An 18,156-nucleotide genomic window follows, 5' to 3' on the forward strand; every position below is an offset into this window, starting at 1 on the left:
CAGCCAGCTTTTACCGAAGGTAAACAAACCTTGCTAAATTAACTTAATTACTTAATTAACTCTTTTACACTATTATCAACTTATTGAAAGTGAAATTCTTTGTAGAAAGGCGTTTACAATGTTAAAATAATATTGTAAACGGTTTATCATCTGAATAATAATATTATTCATCAAATTCAAGTTAGCGTTCAAACTAATGGGGTAAAAATGTAAAGATGATACACGACTATTTAACTATAACGCAGTGGGGGAATTTCGAAATGAAGAAACCTAATGCAACTCAAGCCAAATGGCCACAGTTTCTAGGGCCAAACCTTGGGTATGTTGAGGAACAGTATGAAAAGTTTTTAGAGAATCCTCAGTCGGTAGATGAAGAACTGAGACTGTTTTTTGAGGAAAATGAGTTTTCTATTGATGTGCCTAAGGCCGAAACTGTGGAAGCAGCTTCTCCTTCTGGAAAATCATTTGCTGATGCTGAAATTGTAGCAGCCGCATTAAGGTTTGCAGAAAACATTCGATCTAGCGGGCATCTTGCAGCAAATATCCATCCTTTAGAGAAAAACAAAAAAGATCTAGAGTTCCTTGAACCTGAATATTATAAGCTTTCAGTTCAAGATCTTCAAAAACTTCCCGCTAAACTCTTGTGCAGTGATGCACCAGAAGGAGTAGAAAATGGCTGGGACGCTGTGCAGCATTTGAAAAAGGTGTACACTGATACGATCGCTTTCGAATTCCAGCATGTTCATAACATGGAAGAACATGCATGGCTTAATCAAAAGGTAGAATCAGGTAGCCTTATCCCCTCATTGAATAAAGAAAAGCGGACTTCTCTGCTTAAGAGATTGACAGAAGTTGCTGAATTTGAGAAATTTCTGCATCGTACGTTTGTTGGACAAAAGAGGTTCTCGATTGAGGGTCTTGATACCATGGTCCCTCTTTTAGATGAAATGATTTCGGACGCTGTTCAGGATGGGGCTAAAACTATAAATATTGGGATGGCACATCGTGGCCGCCTGAATGTGCTTGCTCACGTCCTAGGAAAGCCTTACGAAATGATTTTTGCTGAGTTTCAGCACGCACCAAATAAAGAATTGGTTCCATCAGAAGGGTCTATAGGCATTAGTTTCGGATGGACAGGTGACGTGAAATATCATCTTGGACTTGATAAGCAAATTAAGTCTGACAGCACTGCAAATGCCCGCTTAACATTAGCAAACAATCCAAGCCATTTGGAATTTGTAGGGGCAGTAGTTGAAGGATTCACACGTGCTGTCCAGGATGACAGGACAGAACCTGGCTTTCCTAAATATGACCCATCACGAGCTCTAGCGATTCTGATTCACGGAGATGCCGCCTTTCCCGGACAAGGCATTGTTGCGGAAACCTTAAACTTAAGCAAGCTTGAAGGTTATAGAACAGGCGGAACAATCCATATTATTGCGAATAACACAATTGGGTTCACAACAGATCCGATCGACTCTCGGTCCACAAGGTACTCAAGTGATTTGGCAAAAGGTTATGAAATACCAATTTTACATGTAAATGCAGATGATCCTGAGGCCTGTGTATCCGCCGCCCGTTTGGCAGCCGAGTACCGTGCCAAGTTTCAAAAAGATTTTCTGATAGATTTGATTGGTTATCGCCGCTTTGGCCATAACGAAATGGACGAACCAATGACAACTAATCCATTGATGTATCGCCTTGTTCACAACCATCCTACTGTAAAAACACTATACGGTGAAAAGCTTGAAGCAACAGGGGTATTGTCAGAGCAGGACATTTCTGAAATTACTAACGAGGTGGGAGGCCGTCTCCAAGCAGCACATGAGAAAGTGCCATCCAAGAAGAATCAGGAATTGAGAGAAACTGATCCTCCTGAAGTGATTGAGAAAGGATTTCCAGTCCTTGATACAGCCGTTTCTCTTGAGAAGCTTAAAGGCATCAATACCGAGCTTTTACAATGGCCAGACAATTTCAAGGTTTTTGGGAAGTTGGAGCGGATCCTAAAGAGAAGAGAAAGTTCATTGTCCGATGGAGGGAAAGTTGATTGGGCGTTAGCCGAAGCCCTTGCTTTTGCAACCATTATTTCGGATGGAACTCCATTGAGGCTAAGCGGACAGGACTCAGAGCGAGGCACCTTTGCTCAACGGAATCTTGTACTTCACGATAGCGAAACAGGCAGGAGTTTTTCACCACTTCACACATTCCCATCTGCCAAGTCATCCTTCGCTGTGCATAACAGTCCATTATCGGAAGGGTCTGTGCTTGGATTTGAATATGGATACAATGTGTTTTCTCCTGAAACGCTTGTTCTGTGGGAAGCGCAATATGGTGACTTTGCTAATGCAGCTCAAGTCATTTTTGACCAATTTATCGCAGCTGGAAGAGCAAAATGGGGTCAGAAATCCGGGTTAGTTATGCTGCTGCCTCACGCCTATGAAGGCCAAGGACCTGAGCATTCTAGCGGCAGAGTGGAAAGGTTCCTTACACTTGCGGCAGAAAATAACTGGACGGTAGCTAATTTGTCCACGGCCGCTCAGTATTTTCACATACTGCGCAGGCAGGCTGCTATTTTAAAACGAGATGAAGTAAGACCACTAGTCTTAATGACTCCTAAAAGCCTGCTAAGAAATCCGAGTGTGGCTTCTGAAGCAGCTGAGTTTAGTGAAGGCCGTTTTAATTCGATTATTGAGCAGCCAGGCTTGGGTAAAGAGACTGAAAAGATTGAGCGAGTGGTTCTTTGTACTGGGAAAATGGCTGTTGATTTGGATGAGGCTGTAGACACAGCAAAGCACGATTGGCTTCATATTCTAAGAATAGAAGAAATTTATCCGTTCCCATTGAAGCAGCTAAAAGAAAAACTGAATCAATACCCTAACTTGAAAGAAATTGTATGGGTTCAAGAAGAGCCTAAAAATATGGGAGCCTGGACATTTGTTGAACCGCGTATAAATGAAGCGACTCCGGATGGATTGTATGTTTCGTATATTGGCAGACGCAGACGCTCTAGCCCTGCTGAAGGAGATCCAAACGTCCATAAACATGACCAGTCTAGAATTATTAATGAAGCATTAACAAAGCATTAAGAGGAGGATTTATGGTGGCGGAAATTAAAGTGCCAGAGCTGGCAGAGACTATAACAGAAGGAACAATAGCCCAGTGGCTCAAAAAACCGGGTGATCATGTTCAAAAGGGTGAATTCATAGTCGAACTGGAAACTGATAAAGTAAATGTAGAAATCATCTCAGAACATGAAGGTGTTTTAACTGATCTATTGGCCCAGGAAGGCGATATTGTGAAGGTTGGAGAGACGATCGCTACTGTTGGAGATCAGGGTGGAGGTCAAGCATCTGAAACTGCCGGGTCTACACAAGCTGATTCTGAGCAAACACAAAAGGAAATGGCTAGCCCTCAAACCGAGACGAAGAGTGCAAGTGAAAAAGGCGGAGACAACGGACGGATTATCGCTTCACCTGCGGCCCGTAAACTCGCTAGAGAAAAAGGGATTGATTTAAGCTCTGTTCCAACTCCAGATCCGCTTGGACGGCTTCGCAAACAGGATGTTTCTACGTACAATCCTGAAAAACAACAGGAAAACCAACCTGAAAAATCTGCGAGCTCAAGCCAAAAGACACCGGAAACACCTGCAGGTAAGCAAAGCCAAGTAAGTGAGTCGGGGAAGCCTGTCGAAAGGATTAAAATGTCACGCCGCCGTCAAACAATTGCGAATCGTTTGGTTGAAGTTCAACAGAATGCTGCGATGCTTACAACCTTTAACGAGGTTGATATGAGCGCTGTTATGGACTTGAGAAAGAAATGGAAGGATAAATTCTATGAAGATAATGATGTAAGACTTGGGTTTATGTCTTTCTTTACTAAGGCTGCAGTTGCTGCCCTTAAGAAGAACCCTTTCCTAAACGCAGAAATTCAAGACGGTGAGATTGTCCTTAAGAAGTTTTATGATATCGGTATTGCCGTCTCAGCTGCTGAAGGACTTGTTGTTCCGGTTGTTCGCGATGCGGATCGAAAAAATTTCGCTGAAATAGAAAGAGATATTAATGGTCTCGCCGAAAAAGCCAAAACCAACAAACTAGCCCTAAATGACTTGCAAGGCGGGACATTTACTATAACAAATGGCGGCGTATTTGGCTCATTAATGTCAACGCCAATCTTAAACGGCCCTCAGGTGGGCATACTAGGGATGCACACCATTCAGCTAAGGCCTGTAGCAATCGATAAAGAAAGAATGGAAAACCGTCCAATGATGTATATTGCTCTTTCATATGACCATAGAATTGTCGATGGCAAAGAAGCAGTAACATTCTTAAAGACAATCAAAGATTTAATCGAAGATCCAGAATCCCTTTTACTTCAAGGATAAATTTAAAGCAGAACAGGAAGTGCTTTTCCTGGCTTAAAACAGAGAGGAAACAGCTCTCTGTTTTTTTGCATTATAGAGAATGTGTTTGTGTATGGATTAATTCGAGGATGCCACCCAGACTTGCTGGAGAATTCGAGCCACTGTTGTGGAAGTCAACTGCCAAGTTTAACTGTGCTTTCTGTTGCGGAAAAGGAAGTATGCAGGTTAGAGGAAGCACGAAAAAAACCGCCATATCAATGGCGGTTTGAAAATTATTAGTTATTGGTTTAGCGGTTCTTAAAGGGCCTTAAGCCACGGCGATGAATTTCATCCTTAAGTATTTTTATCCATTCCTTATCTTGTTCCGACTTTAATGCATCACGATACGAGAACACCAACTGTTCATTACTCATAATTTTCATTTGCATTCCTCCTCGGTAGAATGGATGATTGAATATTCAATTTTCTATGTTTCCATACATTATAAAGTTTCTAGAGCTATTTGAGAACCCCTAAACAGCAATTTTTTGAAAAAAGGGACTTTAGTACGAGTCTATTTTTGAGTCTTAATTGATGATGGATATGTTTTGAAATTGGGTAAACCATAGATAATAGATGTTTTTAACGAGGGGGGAAACTAGATGCTAAACATTCGAATGGACCATATTGTCCATTTTATAGATCGTAATCCAATGGAAGCTGTTAAAAAAGTGACCGATTTGGGTTTTACTACAGTTTTTGGAGGCCAGCATAAGGAGTGGGGGACTGCAAATAGCTTATTTGACGTGGGAAACTCCTATGTGGAATTTCTGGCGGTCGAAAATCGAACGGTTGCTAGAAGTTCTAGCAATCCATTAATTAATCAGCTTGTTAAACAAAATGCTGAAGGGCCTTTTCAACTCTGTTTTCGTACAATAGATATTGAAAAATTAAAAGCTGCAGTTCAAGCATCCGGACTGAAAGTCAATGGGATTTATACTGGGAGCAGGGAAGCCAAAAATGGAGAGGTTCTCCGATGGAAAATGCTTTTTATAGACTCTGAAGGTACCGTTCCGTTTCCTTTTTTTATAGAATGGGAGAAACCAGTACGATCAGCAAATCTAATTGACGAGGAAATGGGAAGACAAAGAGACAGGGTCATTCAGTCTGTATGGTTTGCGGTTCGGGATGCAGAAAAAACGGCTTTAAGCTGGGGAAGGCTATTTGGTGTGCCGCTCTCATATTCCTTCGAAATCCCAGAGTCTGGTGCAGCTACAGCTGCGGTAGAGGCTGGAGGTTGTGAGCTTGTTTTTGCAAGTCCAATCTCAAGACAAAGCAGCCTGCATGAAAATTTGGACAGCAGAGGAGAAGGCCCAATCAGTATCAGCTTTGACCCGCCTCTTGAAAATGGAGGATTCAGCCTATTTGGAGGAAAATATAAATAAAGAAAGGGGTTTAACATGATAAAAAAATGGACGATAACAACGGATTCAAGAGACCAGTTCTTCGAAATTACAGATAAAATAAAAGTTACAGTTTTAGAAGCCGGTGTTGAGAGTGGAATCGCATTGGTATATTGTCCGCACACAACTGCTGGAATTACCATAAATGAAAATGCTGATCCCGATGTAAAAGCAGACATGCTTCGCCGGTTAGACGAATTGTATCCATGGGAAGATCCCAAAGATCTTCATGGAGAAGGGAATACCGCTGCACATATGAAAGCCAGTACAGTTGGCTCTTCAGCCAAAGTTATCATTCACGAAGGCACACCTTTGCTTGGAACATGGCAAGGAGTCTATTTTTGTGAATTTGATGGCCCCAGGAACAGAACTTTTTATGTGAAAATAATCTGATTCGTATTGTCATAGGCAACATAGTACCCCCCTTCCTTTACCTGCTAAAGTCTTAGATAAGTTCAGCCAAATAGCCAATGTAACAAGTCATAATCCGTTTTAGAATAAGGATAAGGAAACGGAAGGGGATTGATACCTATGTATGAAGAAACTTATATTATTGAAACACTTTATACACTCGCGCAGAAAGAATCTAACAAAAATTCTAAATCGGCTACTATAATACCAGAAAAAGTAAAAAGCTAATTTTTAGTGAACTTGCTATGACAGAACAAAGAAAAGGCGATGCCAAAGCTCGCCTTTTCTTTATATTCTTGTAAGATTAATATGGACAAAAAAACTAGCCATTTTATATGTGCAAGGAGGATCATAAGTGGAAAAACATCGAATCTTTGTCTATGGAACCTTAAGAAAGCATGAAAAGAACCATTCCCTCTTGGAAAACACTAAGTGTCTTGCAGAGCAAGCTTGGATTTATGGTGAATTGTATGATACAGGATTGGGCTATCCGGCTATGAAAGCCTCCCTGCATCATAAAACCTATGGGGAAGTTTTTGAAGTTGATAAGCAAAACTTAGGTTTGCTCGATGAACTGGAAGATTACATTCCGAATCGTAACTCGAATTTGTACGAACGTGTCTTACAAACTATTTATACGGATAGCGGTGAAATGGAAGCCGAGGTATATGTAACAGATCGGAACGAGCTTTTGGGTGAACCAATCTTACATGGTGATTGGAAGCTGTACCATTTGATGGAAGAAAGGCCAGAAAAAGTTCTTTACTTTGCCTATGGCTCATGTATGGATACTGAGAGGTTCGTAAAAGCAGGAGTCGACCATCTTTTTAAAACAAACGTCAAACCCGGTTTCCTTAACGGATATTCAATGAAATATTTGTTTGCAAGGAGTGACGGGGGGCGGGCAGATATCATTGAAGATGGAGGAGGTACTGAAGGGATTGTATATGAAATTCCTTACGAAGGGGTTGAATATTTATTTGAAAGAGAGGGTTTCTTAGGAGGATGGTACAGACCTACCTTTGTTGATGTCGTTGTAGAAAAAAAGCGTTTGACCAATGTCCTTACCTTCCATGTTTACAATAAGAGAGGAGAGCTTGCTCCTCCAAATCATTATGCAGCAGAAATCCTGCGCGGGGCGAGAGGAAGGCTAAGTGAGGAGTATTATAGTAAGCTGGAGAAATCAATCGAAGGATTTGGTATTAAAATTTCTTTCGATTGATGGTTAATGCTCTTCTCTTTTGATATGGCCTTGTTTAAGCAAACAGAAAAAACTGCAGCAGATATATATATATAAAGGTTGTTATTTAAATAATTGTCACAAAAAATTTGGAATTAATTTGTACATTTTGTTACAACTATATGATTTTGCTTAAAGAATAAATATAATAAACTATATTCACAAGTCTAAAGTGACTTTCAGTATTTTGGGGGTAGTCCGGCATGCGGTGGTTTTTTATCATAATTCTGACTGCGATAAGCATCCTTTTTCTTAGCAAGGGAATTGAGCTTTGGTCTATTGCCGGCCAAATAGAAAACGGCGGGATCGGGGTTAAATTCATAGGCATCAAAATTGGCGGCCCTGTTTTAAGAGACAGCCTGCCAATATACGCGCTTGGCTTTTCTGTCGCATCTGCAATTCCCGTTCTTTTAGCTATTAACTTATTTGTACGAAATCGTTTTGGAAAAAAACTTAATAATGTTGATTAAGCCAGGAGCTAAAGTAAGCTTTCTGGTTTTTTATTTTATGAAAAAACGATAGACTTAAGATGCGGGAAGATGGAATGTTTGATAGGAGGTAACTTAATGTGTGGAAGATTTTCTTTGTTTGAACCTATTGAAACCTTGCAGGAAAAATTTGACTTTGAGTTTTCAAAGGAATTCGCCCCCAGATATAATATTGCTCCTGGCCAGGACATACTTGCTGTTCTTCCAAAAGGAACAGGAAGAGGAGGCGCTTACCTTCGCTGGGGCTTCATCCCAGCATGGGCTCAGGATGAAGCAATAGGATATAAGATGATAAACGCAAGAGCCGAAACGCTGAGTGAAAAAATAAGCTTCAAAAATTCGTTTAAACAAAAGCGCTGTATCATTTTATCTGATGGATTTTATGAATGGAAACGAGAAGGAAAACTGAAAAAACCATACAGATTTGTTATGAAGGACCGTAAACCATTCGCAATGGCTGGACTTTGGGAGCGGTGGAACAAAAACGGATCTAACATTTTCACTTGTACAATTATCACAACGGAAGCCAATGCTGTAACCAAAGAAGTACATGATCGGATGCCTGTTGTCCTTACAAAAGAAGCACAGCAGGTGTGGCTCAGCAAATCTATAGAAGATCCAGAACAGCTAAAATCTTTACTATGTCCCTATTCATCTGTGCAGATGGAGTTATTTGAGGTATCTTCAGAATTAAACAGTGCAAAAAATGAGGGAATCCAGCTGATTGAACCCTTAAACAGTAAATAGGAAAGATTCGTAGCAATCACTGAATTTTTGAAATATCACCTGTGTTTATCCTTTTCATAGGCCATTATTCCCTTTTTTCCGAAGTTGAGATTGGGCGATGTTTTAACCGAGCATATCTCGTGGTAAATAAACAGAGCCATCGTCTAGAAAAACATCTGGGAAAGAGGGATAAGATGAATACATTTAGAGATAATGGCCTTTATGAGATTATTTATGAGAAACGAAACTTTACCTTTTTACAATTTGTCAGGATGGATACTATTTGTGATATTTGTTATGTAACATTAAAGAATCCTGTTACAGGTGAAATGTTTTCTTTTGATAAATCCAAAATAAATGATATTCATTTTCGACAGGAGTTTACTTTTGTATAGTCCTATTACAAAATTTTAGTAGTCACTCTTTATAATAGTTGAAAACTAGTACCAATTTTCTTTATACTAATATGGAATGAGAAAGAAGGAGTGGCTCGGATGATCCATCAAACATGGCAGGACAGCAACGTAATTAAGAAAGTGAAGTGTGTCCATACCGATGCAAAAAAATATGTGGTCAACCGTGCGTTGACAGCTGGTACTACTTACGATGTGAAAAATGAAACTGAGGAATTTTATTTTATTATTGATAATACGGGCAAAGTAGGCGGGTACTACAAGGAATATTTTCAGGAGACATAAACAGGAAACAGGCTGTCAGAGTCAAAGGCAGCCTGTTTTTAGTTTATTATAGGTTTAATTGTAAGACAGGGGGAGAGAAAATCATGCGGCTTGAAGGAAAAAGTGTAATTTTAATACCAATGAATATGGACCACTTAGAAGATTTATGGAATGCTGCTAACAGCAGTGCGATATGGACTTTTATGGCTACTAAGATAGGCTCTAAGGATGAATTGGCAGTTAGTATGCATACAGCTATACTAGAAGCTGACAAGGGCCTGCAGATGCCGTTTACCGTTATACATAAAGATACAAAAGAAGTTATTGGAAGCACCAGGTTCATTGATATTTCCCTGACAAATAAAAGCTTGGAGATCGGTTGGACCTGGTATAACCCGGCAGTGTGGAGGACAAAGGTGAACACTGAATGCAAATATTTACTATTTGAGCTTGCTTTTGAGAGCATGGGAATTAGGCGTATTCAACTAAAAACAGATCTTCGAAATACTAGATCCCAACAGGCAATTGAAAGGCTTGGCGCTTTAAGGGAAGGGGTAATGAGGAAAGACAGAGTCCTTTCTGATGGCTACGTCAGAAACACAGTCCTTTATAGTGTTTTAGATGAGGAGTGGCCTGCTGTTAAACAAAATCTTTTAAAGAAACTAAACACTTAAACTGTTTAAAAGCCCGCACTAAAATATTATGCGGGCATTTTTAGTTAATTTGAGATCAGAATTAAATTATTTTCTTGTTTTTATTGTGTTGAAAAGAATTTTAAAGAATACAATAAACCTTTTTGAGACAGCTTGATTGTATCTTAGTAGTATTGGCAAGGTTTTAAAAAGACAGAAAGCGGCTAAGTATAGACCAAATGCTTTGGACTTCTTTGAGGAATAAAACAACATATCCGGGAGTAATTTCTCCATGTGGCAGCAAAACAAATAACTAGCGTTTACTTGTTATAACACTGCGCAAAAGGAGAAACCTCCACCAGAAAGGGGAACAACTATGAAAACTGTATACGGTTTAATGATTAACGCAGGTAGTGCAACAGAGATGCTGTGGGATCTTGGAGTTTGGGAAACGGAGGAGGCAGCAAAGGACTATTTGGAAAACGAACTCAAAAATGTGGGCGGAACTTGGGTAGGAGAATTAAAGGTAAACGATTCAATAACACAGGCTGTTCAAGTAGGAGACGAAATGGTGGCTTGTACACTTTGCGGGATAATGTACAACGAAGCAGATGTGAATAAGGATGAGTATGAGGGTACAGTTATTTGCATAAATTGCGAACCAGAATATAGAGCATCCCTAAGGCTCAATGGTCAACAAGTCTAGTGCAGATAATTATCTTTTTAAAACTAATCTGATCTACTAAAAAAGGGCCGAAGGATTTCTCTCCACAGGCCCTTTAAGTTTTTATGCCGATTTCGTTATTTGCGGTTTTACCGAAACTAATAAATTTGCGGAAATTAAGCGCTGACGTACCAGAACTCCTACATATGATGCAATCGCTGCCTTAAGAAGACCGACAATGATAAAGGGGTAAAAACCGCCTGCCATGGCAGCAGTCCATGAAAGATCTGCCGCTAATTTTAACCAGGCTGTTCCGAAGGCGAGGGTTATGAACATGCCAACAGTATTGGCAGCCATCGCAATTTTAAAAGTAAAGGCTGTTTTTTCCATAAGCCAGCCGATGAAGAACGCGGATGGAATAAAGCCCACCAGATATCCCCCAGTCGGTCCGAAAAGAATCGATACGCCTGCCTTCATTTCTGCAAAGACAGGAACACCTGCTGCCCCAATTGCAAGGTAAAGCAGTACTGAGAGCGTTCCATAACGTGCACCAAGGATGGTAGCTGCCAGGCCGATGGCTAATGTCTGTCCTGTTATTGGCACTAGCGGCAAAGGAATTGTAATTTGAGCTAATACCCCGATAATAGCTGCGAAAAGTGCCGTAACGATCATCATTCTTAACTTAAGCTGTTCTTTATTCATTAATCGTTTCTCTCCTTTGTTAACTAATTATGTAATTAAGTTGACATATATACAACTTTAATATTAACAGGAATTTTTGTCAACAAAAATTCTTAGTTAGTTAACAATGTTTTCTGAGAACATAATAAAAGCGTGTTAACGATGTTGTTGAATGTAACAAACGCTTGGTACTCTTTGAAAAAACCGCCATCGTCTGTTGAGAATGAGCCTGCGTTTTGTATCAAAACGGACTTAAGACTTTGCGGCGAAGTACGAGCTAGACAGGCTCTTTAATAAAAAGGCTCTGTTAAAGAACACTGTTGATTTTTAGCTGTGTATATTGGGATGGTGGCGATCGATTCCAGTGGAAGCAGCGGTACAGGGAAGACTCCACAGGTGCTTCAGCGCCGAGGAGGTAGTTTTTTCACGATAGGGAATATACCTTTCCCGACAGCCCCTGGATAGTGAGCGCCTTGAATGTAAATCAACAGCCAAGTTAACAGAGCCAATAAAAAAGACCGCCCTGTTAGACGGTCGAAACTGGTTCACCAATAGGTAATTATATCAAAAATACCAATCAGAATAAGAATGATACCTGCGGTTTTTTGGATAACACTGCCAATTTCCTTGCTTTTTTTCATTAACGACCCATCAAGGCCGATAAACCAGATTACTCCAATTAACAAAATAACTGGTATTGAGGTCCCGACTGCGAAAATGGTAGGGAGGATGGCTCCATATGATGAGCTGAGCACAATAGGCATCAAAGTTAAGAAAAAAAGCGAGAACATGGTTGGACAAAACGCTATTGAAAAGCTGACTCCCATCAGAAATGAACCTAATTTTCCTTCTTTGCTTACTTGAGGAAGTAAAGCGCTGACAGAATTAATCCAATTTAACTTCAAGAATCCCAGCAGAACTGCCCCAATTAAGATGAACATGGGACCGATAACTTTTCTGAACCCAGAAAAGTATTCTGGCAAAACTTGCTGAAAGCTTTGACCAAGTGACCAAACTGCTAAGCCTAGAGCAGAAAAAACGGCAATTTTACCAAGAATGAAAAAACCGACATGTATCCATTGGTTTGAAGCCTGCAAACTTTTGTTCCCATAATAGGTAATGGCCCCTATATTTCCAGTCAGCTGGCAAGGAGCTAGTGCCCCAATTAAGCCTAGAACAAAACTGGCGAGCAGAGGCAGTTCCTTTATCTCATAAATGATTGAAAAAAAGGGGCGGCTAAGAAATTGGCTAAGTTCGTTCAACAGTTGATACATAAATCCCCCCAACTCTCCTAAATAACTTTTTCTATCTTACCAGAAGGATATGAAGAAATGATGCAGAAAATAAAACATGCAGCGTAATAGTGTGCTCCTATAAGTGAACCACTAACTTAATAGTAGGAATATAGATAAAACCCGAAGGAAAATCCTTCCTCCGGGTATGAAAGCTTATTGAAAAAGAGTTAGATTCGCTGTTAATAGATTGAAAGCCAGCTCCACTTCCTGGTCGTTTGGAGGTTCTACATCCTTTAACGGATATTCCAATCCGAGCGCCTCCCATTTGTAAACACCAAGTTTATGATAGGGCAATACCTCAAGTTTTGAGACATTGTTAAGCGTGCCAACAAATTCACCGAGACTTTTAAGGTCCGTAATATCATCAGTCACACCTGGAACGAGTACATGGCGAACCCAAACAGGAGTTTGGCTGCGGGATAAGTGGCGTGCAAATTCTAGAATGTGGTCGTTGGGCATGCCTGTCAGCTTAATATGTTTTTTTCGATTAATGTGCTTCAAATCCATTAAGACCAAATCAGTATAGTTTAACAGCTCCACCAGCTGTTCTTGAAATAACGAGTTTGTAGAATAGCAGCCTCCTGAAGAATCAATTGTCGTGTGCACTCCCAGTTTCCTGCATTCTTTAAATAAGTCAATAAGAAAGGGGATTTGCAAAAGTGGCTCTCCGCCACTGACAGTAATTCCTCCCCCAGAAGCCTGGATAAAGGGTAAATATGATTTTAAATCAGTAATGATCTCAGAAACACTCATTTTCTTTCCGGTTCCGATTTCCCAGGTATCTGCATTATGGCAAAATTGACAGCGCAAAAGGCACCCCTGTGTAAAGATGACGTACCGAATTCCTGGGCCATCGACTGTTCCCAAAGTTTCTATAGAATGAATGTTTCCGATCATGATGATTTCTCCTTTCAGGCAGCGGAGCCTCCTAATAGGAGGCGTCCGCATTGCTTTTGAACATATTTCCAGTCTGCTAATTACATAGACTCATGGAAAGTTCTATTAATGACATCAAGCTGCTGTTCCCGTGTCAGCTTAATAAAGTTTACAGCATAACCAGAGACCCTTATGGTTAACTGTGGAAATTCTTCTGGATGTTCCATCGCATTTAACAGTGTTTCCTTATTAAATACGTTAACGTTTAGGTGATGTCCTGATTTTATCGCATAGCCATCAAGGATGGATACGAGGTTGTGGATCTGGTTTTCTTCCTCCTTACCAAGGGCTTTTGGAACAATGGAAAAAGTGTTTGAAATCCCGTCCATAGCGTAGCTGTATGGAAGTTTCGCCACGGATGACAAGGAAGCGAGCGTGCCTTTTGTATCCCGGCCATGCATTGGATTAGCACCCGGTGCAAACGGTTCACCTGCACGGCGTCCGTCTGGTGTGTTTCCGGTCTTTTTGCCATAAACAACATTCGAAGTAATGGTAAGAATCGACATAGTATGAACTGAGTTTCGATAAGTTGGATGCTTACGAAGCATATTCATAAACTTTTTCACAAGTTCCACTGCAATGCTGTCAACTCGATCATCATTGTTTCCGTACTTAGGGAAGTCTCCCTCGGTCTTAAAATCAACCGCAATTCCGTTTGCATCGCGAATAACTGAGACCTTACCGTATTTAATTGCACTTAAAGAATCGGCAACGACACTTAGTCCGGCAATTCCCGTTGCCATCGTTCTTAATACCTCTGTATCATGAAGAGCCATCTCGATCCGCTCGTAGCTATATTTGTCATGCATATAATGGATGATGTTAAGGGTATTAATATATAATTCTGCCAGCCATTCCATCATGTTTTCAAATTTCGCCATCACTTCTTCATAGTTGAGAATCTCAGCAGTAATTGGGCTTAAGCCAGGAGCTACTTGGATTCCAAGTTTTTCATCAACACCGCCATTAATGGCATATAGAAGGGCCTTGGCCAGATTTGCCCTGGCTCCAAAAAACTGCATCTGCTTTCCAATTTCCATTGCAGATACACAGCAGGCAATTCCGTAGTCATCTCCATATTCAGAACGCATAATATCATCATTTTCATATTGAATAGAGCTTGTTTTAATACTCATCTTCGCACAGTATTTTTTGAAGTTATCCGGCAGTCCTGTTGACCATAAGACAGTTAAATTAGGCTCTGGTGCTGGACCGAGGTTATCTAAGGTATGGAGGAACCGGAATGAGTTTTTTGTTACTAGAGAACGGCCGTCAATGGCCATCCCACCGATTGATTCGGTTACCCATGTTGGATCCCCGCTAAAGAGTTCATTGTAATCAGGTGTGCGAGCGAACTTCACGAGGCGAAGCTTCATAACAAAGTGGTCAACTAACTCCTGTGCCTCCTGCTCTGTCAAAATGCCGCTTTCAAGATCCCGGTCTATATAGATATCAAGGAAAGTAGATACTCTGCCAAGGCTCATGGCTGCTCCATTTTGTTCTTTAATGGCTGCAAGATAAGCAAAATACACCCACTGAAAAGCTTCTGAAGCAGTTTTAGCTGGTTTTGATATATCATACCCATAGCTGAGAGCAAGATTTTTTAGCTCAGCCAGTGCTCTATATTGTTCTGAAATTTCTTCACGTAAGCGTATTGTATCTTCTGTCATCGTTTTGCTTGTTGAAGTATGATCATTCTTCTTTTCTTCTATTAGGAAATCAACGCCGTACAAGGCCACGCGCCGGTAATCTCCAATAATTCGCCCTCTTCCATATGCATCAGGCAAACCGGTTATGATTCCAGCCTTCCGGGCTAATACCATTTCTTTTGAGTAGGCATCAAATACGCCTTGGTTATGTGTTTTCCTGAAATCGGTAAAAATTCTTTCAACCTCACCATTTAACTGGTATCCAAATGCTTCACAGGCTGCTTTGGCCATCCTAATTCCCCCATAAGGCTGCATGGAGCGTTTGAATGGTTTTTCAGTTTGAACACCAACAACTTTTTCTTTAGCCTGATTTAAATAGCCCGGGCCGTGGGAGGTAATACTAGAAACGACCTCAGTATCCATATCCAAGACACCGCCGTTATCCCGTTCCTGTTTTGTCAGCTCCATTACATGAGCCCAAAGATCTGCTGTTGCTTCTGTCCCGCCCTCAAGGAATTTGTCATCACCAATAAATTCTTTAAAGTTTTTTAATATGAAATCACGAACATTGATCTCTCTTTGCCAAGAACCTGTAACAAAGCCCTTCCATTGTTCCATGAAGATTCACCTCATAATATTATTTTTTATATAACAGTTGCTATATTTTTATCATACATTCACTGTAACAGTTGTGAAGTGACAAAAGTCACTTTAATTATGTCAGTTTCCTGAACTATTGATTTCAAGGGATTGTTGTAAGTAGATTCGGTTTGGTTGCATCCCAAAAAAATAAACTGTATTATAAAAACTCCGTTCATTTAATGATCTGTTATATAAAAGGTTTAGGTTTTCGGCGTTATGTTTGAATTATAGCAAACGAATTAGCAATGTAATCATGATGAAAATGGAGGAATTGTGTCAATCTGAAATTGAGGGGAGCGAATCATATTTTTCAGGTAAGATTTTGAGGAATATATGGATTAATGCTAAACTTAATCATTACATGGACAAATAAAACAAAAAACAGGAGTGGGCTCTCCTGTCTTAACGTCCTTAGTCTACTACAATATAAGCAATCATTGGTCCGTTGCTACTTTTATCTGGGTGGGTGAGGCAAATAAGCCTATAAACGCCTTCCTTCTCGAACTGAAGAGGGACAACTGTTTCCTCCCCTTTTTTTACGGTGCCTTTCGTGTCAGTACCTTCAATGTAAAAGGGATGTTCTTCACCGTTAACACCAAGGATCCTTAATTCAGCCTTTTCATCTTTTTCAATAAAAATGGTTCCTGGGTCCCATCGATATGCTTCAATTTCCTTACCGTTGGGGAGCTTTGATTTAAACTCACCAGTTACTAGATGGATAACTCTTGGCTTGGCTTCCTGCTGGTTAAAGGCAGTTACAGAACTGGAATTCAGCATATACCAGGCGGCTGCCGTCATTATAGATAGGCATATAATTAAAAACAGCATGATGGATCTCTTCTTCAAAACGATGAACTGCAACAATATTCACCTCCTTTAAAATAGCCACTACTAACATATGCATGCTTCATTGGAGAACTTGTCTATTATTTTTAAGATCCATTAAACTTTTCGCTAATCAATGTTTGAGCTGAATAGAAATGTCCATAAAAAACACAATATAAGCTAGTACATAAATCAATATGAAAAGAGTAGACTGTCTCATCAAAATTTTATAATAATACGGTTTTATAGGAGGTTCCAATGTATCATTTATATTCACATAACGACCTTGACGGCATAGGATGCGGAATTGTAGCTAGGCTGGCCTTTGGTGACCAGCTGGAAGTGCGCTATAATTCAGTGATGGGGCTTGATTACCAAATTGAAAAGTATTTTGAAAGAGTTAATGAAAAAAGTAAGGCTGAAGATGTATTGCTAATCACCGATTTATCGATAAATGAAGAGAATGCCAAAAGGTTAGACGAGTATGTAAACACCGGCGGAAAAGCCAGGCTGATTGATCACCACAAAACAGCCGTGCATTTTAATCAGCACAGCTGGGGCTTTGTTAAACTTTCAGATGAGGACAATCGGCTTACAAGTGCAACATCTCTATTGTATGAATATCTGACTCAGCAAGGATTAATGGAACCCTCATCTGCGCTTGGCGAGTTCGTGGAATTAGTCAGGCAGTATGATACGTGGGAATGGGATCAGAATAATAATGTTAGAGCAAAACAGTTAAATGATCTATTTTTTATGCTTTCGATTGATGACTTTGAAGAAAGAATGACCAAACGGATTCAATCAAAAAGCCAGTTTGAGTTTGATGACTTTGAAAAGAAATTGCTGGAAATGGAAGATGATAAGATTGAGCGGTATATCAGAAGGAAAAACAGAGAAATTGTCCAGACCTTTATTGGAGATTATTGCGCTGGGATCGTTCACGCTGAATCATATCATTCTGAGCTAGGTAACGAGCTTGGCAAAGGGAATCCTCACCTGGATTATATTGCTATTTTAAATATGGGCGGTAAAAAAATCTCTTTTAGAACGATCCATGATCATGTTGATGTTTCTGCTGTAGCGGGAGAATTTGGGGGTGGAGGACATGCAAAGGCGTCAGGCTGCTCTATGGGGAAAGAAGCATTCCAATTATTCGTTGAAAAGGTATTCCCAATTGAGCCTTTAAGGCTAGATGCATTCCGGAATCAATTTAACCTCAAGGGATCAGTTGGAGGGTGCCTTTATGAGAGCCGGCAGCAGGAACGGTTTTTCATATACAAAGGTGATCAGGCTGAATGGATTGTAGAGAAAAGCGGTCAAACGATTAAAGAAACCTCCAGTTTTGAGGAAGCTGAAGCATTCATCAAAAGACAGCACTCAGCGTGGCTTGTCCGTGATGATGTGTTTGTTGAATTTTTAAAGAAACAGGTTAAAAAAGATAAAATTGACTAATTTAAGTAAAATGGTGGCCATCAGGAAAATGCT

17 protein-coding genes are annotated in these 18,156 nt (G+C 40.2%); 11 read left to right on the forward strand and 6 right to left on the reverse strand.

Translation table 11 applies throughout. From position 1 onward, the window contains the following. The first annotated feature begins 260 nt into the window (after positions 1–260). Both sucA and odhB read left to right on the forward strand, forming a co-directional pair. Positions 261–3,086 carry a 2-oxoglutarate dehydrogenase E1 component gene (sucA, locus tag HRJ06_RS11590; RefSeq protein ID WP_174733083.1) on the forward strand — a complete coding sequence of 942 codons (2,826 nt, stop codon included), beginning with the start codon at positions 261–263 and terminating at the stop codon, positions 3,084–3,086. A gap of 14 nt (positions 3,087–3,100) precedes the next feature. Next, positions 3,101–4,381 (forward strand): 2-oxoglutarate dehydrogenase complex dihydrolipoyllysine-residue succinyltransferase, encoded by a 1,281-nt coding sequence (gene odhB, locus HRJ06_RS11595; protein WP_174733155.1) that lies wholly within the window; start codon positions 3,101–3,103, stop codon positions 4,379–4,381. A gap of 266 nt (positions 4,382–4,647) precedes the next feature. On the opposite strand, the gene sda is transcribed toward odhB, so the two are convergent. Then, entirely contained in the window at positions 4,648–4,782 is a 135-nt protein-coding gene (gene sda / locus HRJ06_RS11600; protein ID WP_174733084.1) for a sporulation histidine kinase inhibitor Sda, read from the reverse strand. 219 nt (positions 4,783–5,001) lie between these two features. On the opposite strand from sda, the gene HRJ06_RS11605 reads away from it, so the two are divergent. From HRJ06_RS11605 to HRJ06_RS11640, 8 genes are all read left to right on the forward strand, one after another. Then, positions 5,002–5,784, forward strand: a complete 783-nt coding sequence (locus HRJ06_RS11605; RefSeq protein WP_174733085.1) for a VOC family protein — start codon at positions 5,002–5,004, stop codon at positions 5,782–5,784. A gap of 15 nt (positions 5,785–5,799) precedes the next feature. Next, positions 5,800–6,195: a secondary thiamine-phosphate synthase enzyme YjbQ gene (locus HRJ06_RS11610; RefSeq protein ID WP_174733086.1), complete on the forward strand. Its 396-nt coding sequence runs from the start codon at positions 5,800–5,802 to the stop codon at positions 6,193–6,195. 373 nt (positions 6,196–6,568) lie between these two features. Then, positions 6,569–7,435, forward strand: a complete 867-nt coding sequence (locus HRJ06_RS23585; RefSeq protein ID WP_174733087.1) for a gamma-glutamylcyclotransferase — start codon at positions 6,569–6,571, stop codon at positions 7,433–7,435. Between the two features lie 221 nt (positions 7,436–7,656). Beyond that, the gene (locus HRJ06_RS11620) at positions 7,657–7,923 is read left to right on the forward strand and encodes a hypothetical protein (protein ID WP_174733088.1); all 267 of its coding nucleotides are present in this window, start codon (positions 7,657–7,659) and stop codon (positions 7,921–7,923) included. 96 nt (positions 7,924–8,019) lie between these two features. Next, positions 8,020–8,688 (forward strand): SOS response-associated peptidase, encoded by a 669-nt coding sequence (locus HRJ06_RS11625; protein WP_174733089.1) that lies wholly within the window; start codon positions 8,020–8,022, stop codon positions 8,686–8,688. Positions 8,689–9,161: 473 nt separating this feature from the next. Continuing rightward, positions 9,162–9,365 (forward strand): DUF6501 family protein, encoded by a 204-nt coding sequence (locus HRJ06_RS11630; protein ID WP_174733090.1) that lies wholly within the window; start codon positions 9,162–9,164, stop codon positions 9,363–9,365. A gap of 83 nt (positions 9,366–9,448) precedes the next feature. Beyond that, entirely contained in the window at positions 9,449–10,018 is a 570-nt protein-coding gene (locus tag HRJ06_RS11635) for a GNAT family N-acetyltransferase (RefSeq protein WP_174733091.1), read from the forward strand. A gap of 334 nt (positions 10,019–10,352) precedes the next feature. Next, a complete protein-coding gene (locus tag HRJ06_RS11640) occupies positions 10,353–10,682 on the forward strand; it encodes a hypothetical protein (RefSeq protein WP_174733092.1) in 330 nt (109 codons plus the stop codon). Between the two features lie 81 nt (positions 10,683–10,763). Here the strand turns inward: HRJ06_RS11640 and HRJ06_RS11645 are convergent, their stop codons facing one another. The 5 genes from HRJ06_RS11645 to HRJ06_RS11665 form a co-directional block, all read right to left on the reverse strand. Then, the gene (locus HRJ06_RS11645) at positions 10,764–11,342 is read right to left on the reverse strand and encodes a biotin transporter BioY (protein WP_174733093.1); all 579 of its coding nucleotides are present in this window, start codon (positions 11,340–11,342) and stop codon (positions 10,764–10,766) included. A gap of 524 nt (positions 11,343–11,866) precedes the next feature. Beyond that, entirely contained in the window at positions 11,867–12,595 is a 729-nt protein-coding gene (locus tag HRJ06_RS11650) for an urease accessory protein UreH domain-containing protein (RefSeq protein WP_174733094.1), read from the reverse strand. 174 nt (positions 12,596–12,769) lie between these two features. Next, entirely contained in the window at positions 12,770–13,513 is a 744-nt protein-coding gene (pflA, locus tag HRJ06_RS11655) for a pyruvate formate-lyase-activating protein (protein WP_174733095.1), read from the reverse strand. A gap of 80 nt (positions 13,514–13,593) precedes the next feature. Continuing rightward, entirely contained in the window at positions 13,594–15,819 is a 2,226-nt protein-coding gene (gene pflB / locus HRJ06_RS11660; protein ID WP_174733096.1) for a formate C-acetyltransferase, read from the reverse strand. A gap of 435 nt (positions 15,820–16,254) precedes the next feature. Next, positions 16,255–16,704, reverse strand: coding sequence for a cupredoxin domain-containing protein (locus HRJ06_RS11665; protein ID WP_174733156.1), 450 nt, complete (start codon positions 16,702–16,704; stop codon positions 16,255–16,257). Between the two features lie 222 nt (positions 16,705–16,926). On the opposite strand from HRJ06_RS11665, the gene HRJ06_RS11670 reads away from it, so the two are divergent. Further along, positions 16,927–18,123, forward strand: coding sequence for a DHH family phosphoesterase (locus HRJ06_RS11670; RefSeq protein WP_174733097.1), 1,197 nt, complete (start codon positions 16,927–16,929; stop codon positions 18,121–18,123). Positions 18,124–18,156 lie beyond the last annotated feature (33 nt).

Origin of the sequence: Mesobacillus harenae (assembly GCF_013343715.1) — a bacterium.
GTDB lineage: Bacteria > Bacillota > Bacilli > Bacillales > Cytobacillaceae > Mesobacillus_A > Mesobacillus_A harenae.

Bases quoted from the DNA above. Each gene is read 5' to 3' on its own strand.
- HRJ06_RS11605 (WP_174733085.1), top strand. From the start codon at position 5,002: ATGCTAAACATTCGAATGGACCATATTGTCCATTTTATAGATCGTAAT.
- sda (WP_174733084.1), bottom strand. From the start codon at position 4,782: ATGAAAATTATGAGTAATGAACAGTTGGTGTTCTCGTATCGTGATGCA.
- pflA (WP_174733095.1), bottom strand. From the start codon at position 13,513: ATGATCGGAAACATTCATTCTATAGAAACTTTGGGAACAGTCGATGGC.
- pflB (WP_174733096.1), bottom strand. From the start codon at position 15,819: ATGGAACAATGGAAGGGCTTTGTTACAGGTTCTTGGCAAAGAGAGATC.
- HRJ06_RS11620 (WP_174733088.1), top strand. From the start codon at position 7,657: ATGCGGTGGTTTTTTATCATAATTCTGACTGCGATAAGCATCCTTTTT.
- HRJ06_RS11625 (WP_174733089.1), top strand. From the start codon at position 8,020: ATGTGTGGAAGATTTTCTTTGTTTGAACCTATTGAAACCTTGCAGGAA.
- HRJ06_RS11650 (WP_174733094.1), bottom strand. From the start codon at position 12,595: ATGTATCAACTGTTGAACGAACTTAGCCAATTTCTTAGCCGCCCCTTT.
- HRJ06_RS11645 (WP_174733093.1), bottom strand. From the start codon at position 11,342: ATGAATAAAGAACAGCTTAAGTTAAGAATGATGATCGTTACGGCACTT.
- sucA (WP_174733083.1), top strand. From the start codon at position 261: ATGAAGAAACCTAATGCAACTCAAGCCAAATGGCCACAGTTTCTAGGG.
- HRJ06_RS11635 (WP_174733091.1), top strand. From the start codon at position 9,449: ATGCGGCTTGAAGGAAAAAGTGTAATTTTAATACCAATGAATATGGAC.
- HRJ06_RS11670 (WP_174733097.1), top strand. From the start codon at position 16,927: ATGTATCATTTATATTCACATAACGACCTTGACGGCATAGGATGCGGA.
- HRJ06_RS11640 (WP_174733092.1), top strand. From the start codon at position 10,353: ATGAAAACTGTATACGGTTTAATGATTAACGCAGGTAGTGCAACAGAG.
- HRJ06_RS11610 (WP_174733086.1), top strand. From the start codon at position 5,800: ATGATAAAAAAATGGACGATAACAACGGATTCAAGAGACCAGTTCTTC.
- HRJ06_RS11630 (WP_174733090.1), top strand. From the start codon at position 9,162: ATGATCCATCAAACATGGCAGGACAGCAACGTAATTAAGAAAGTGAAG.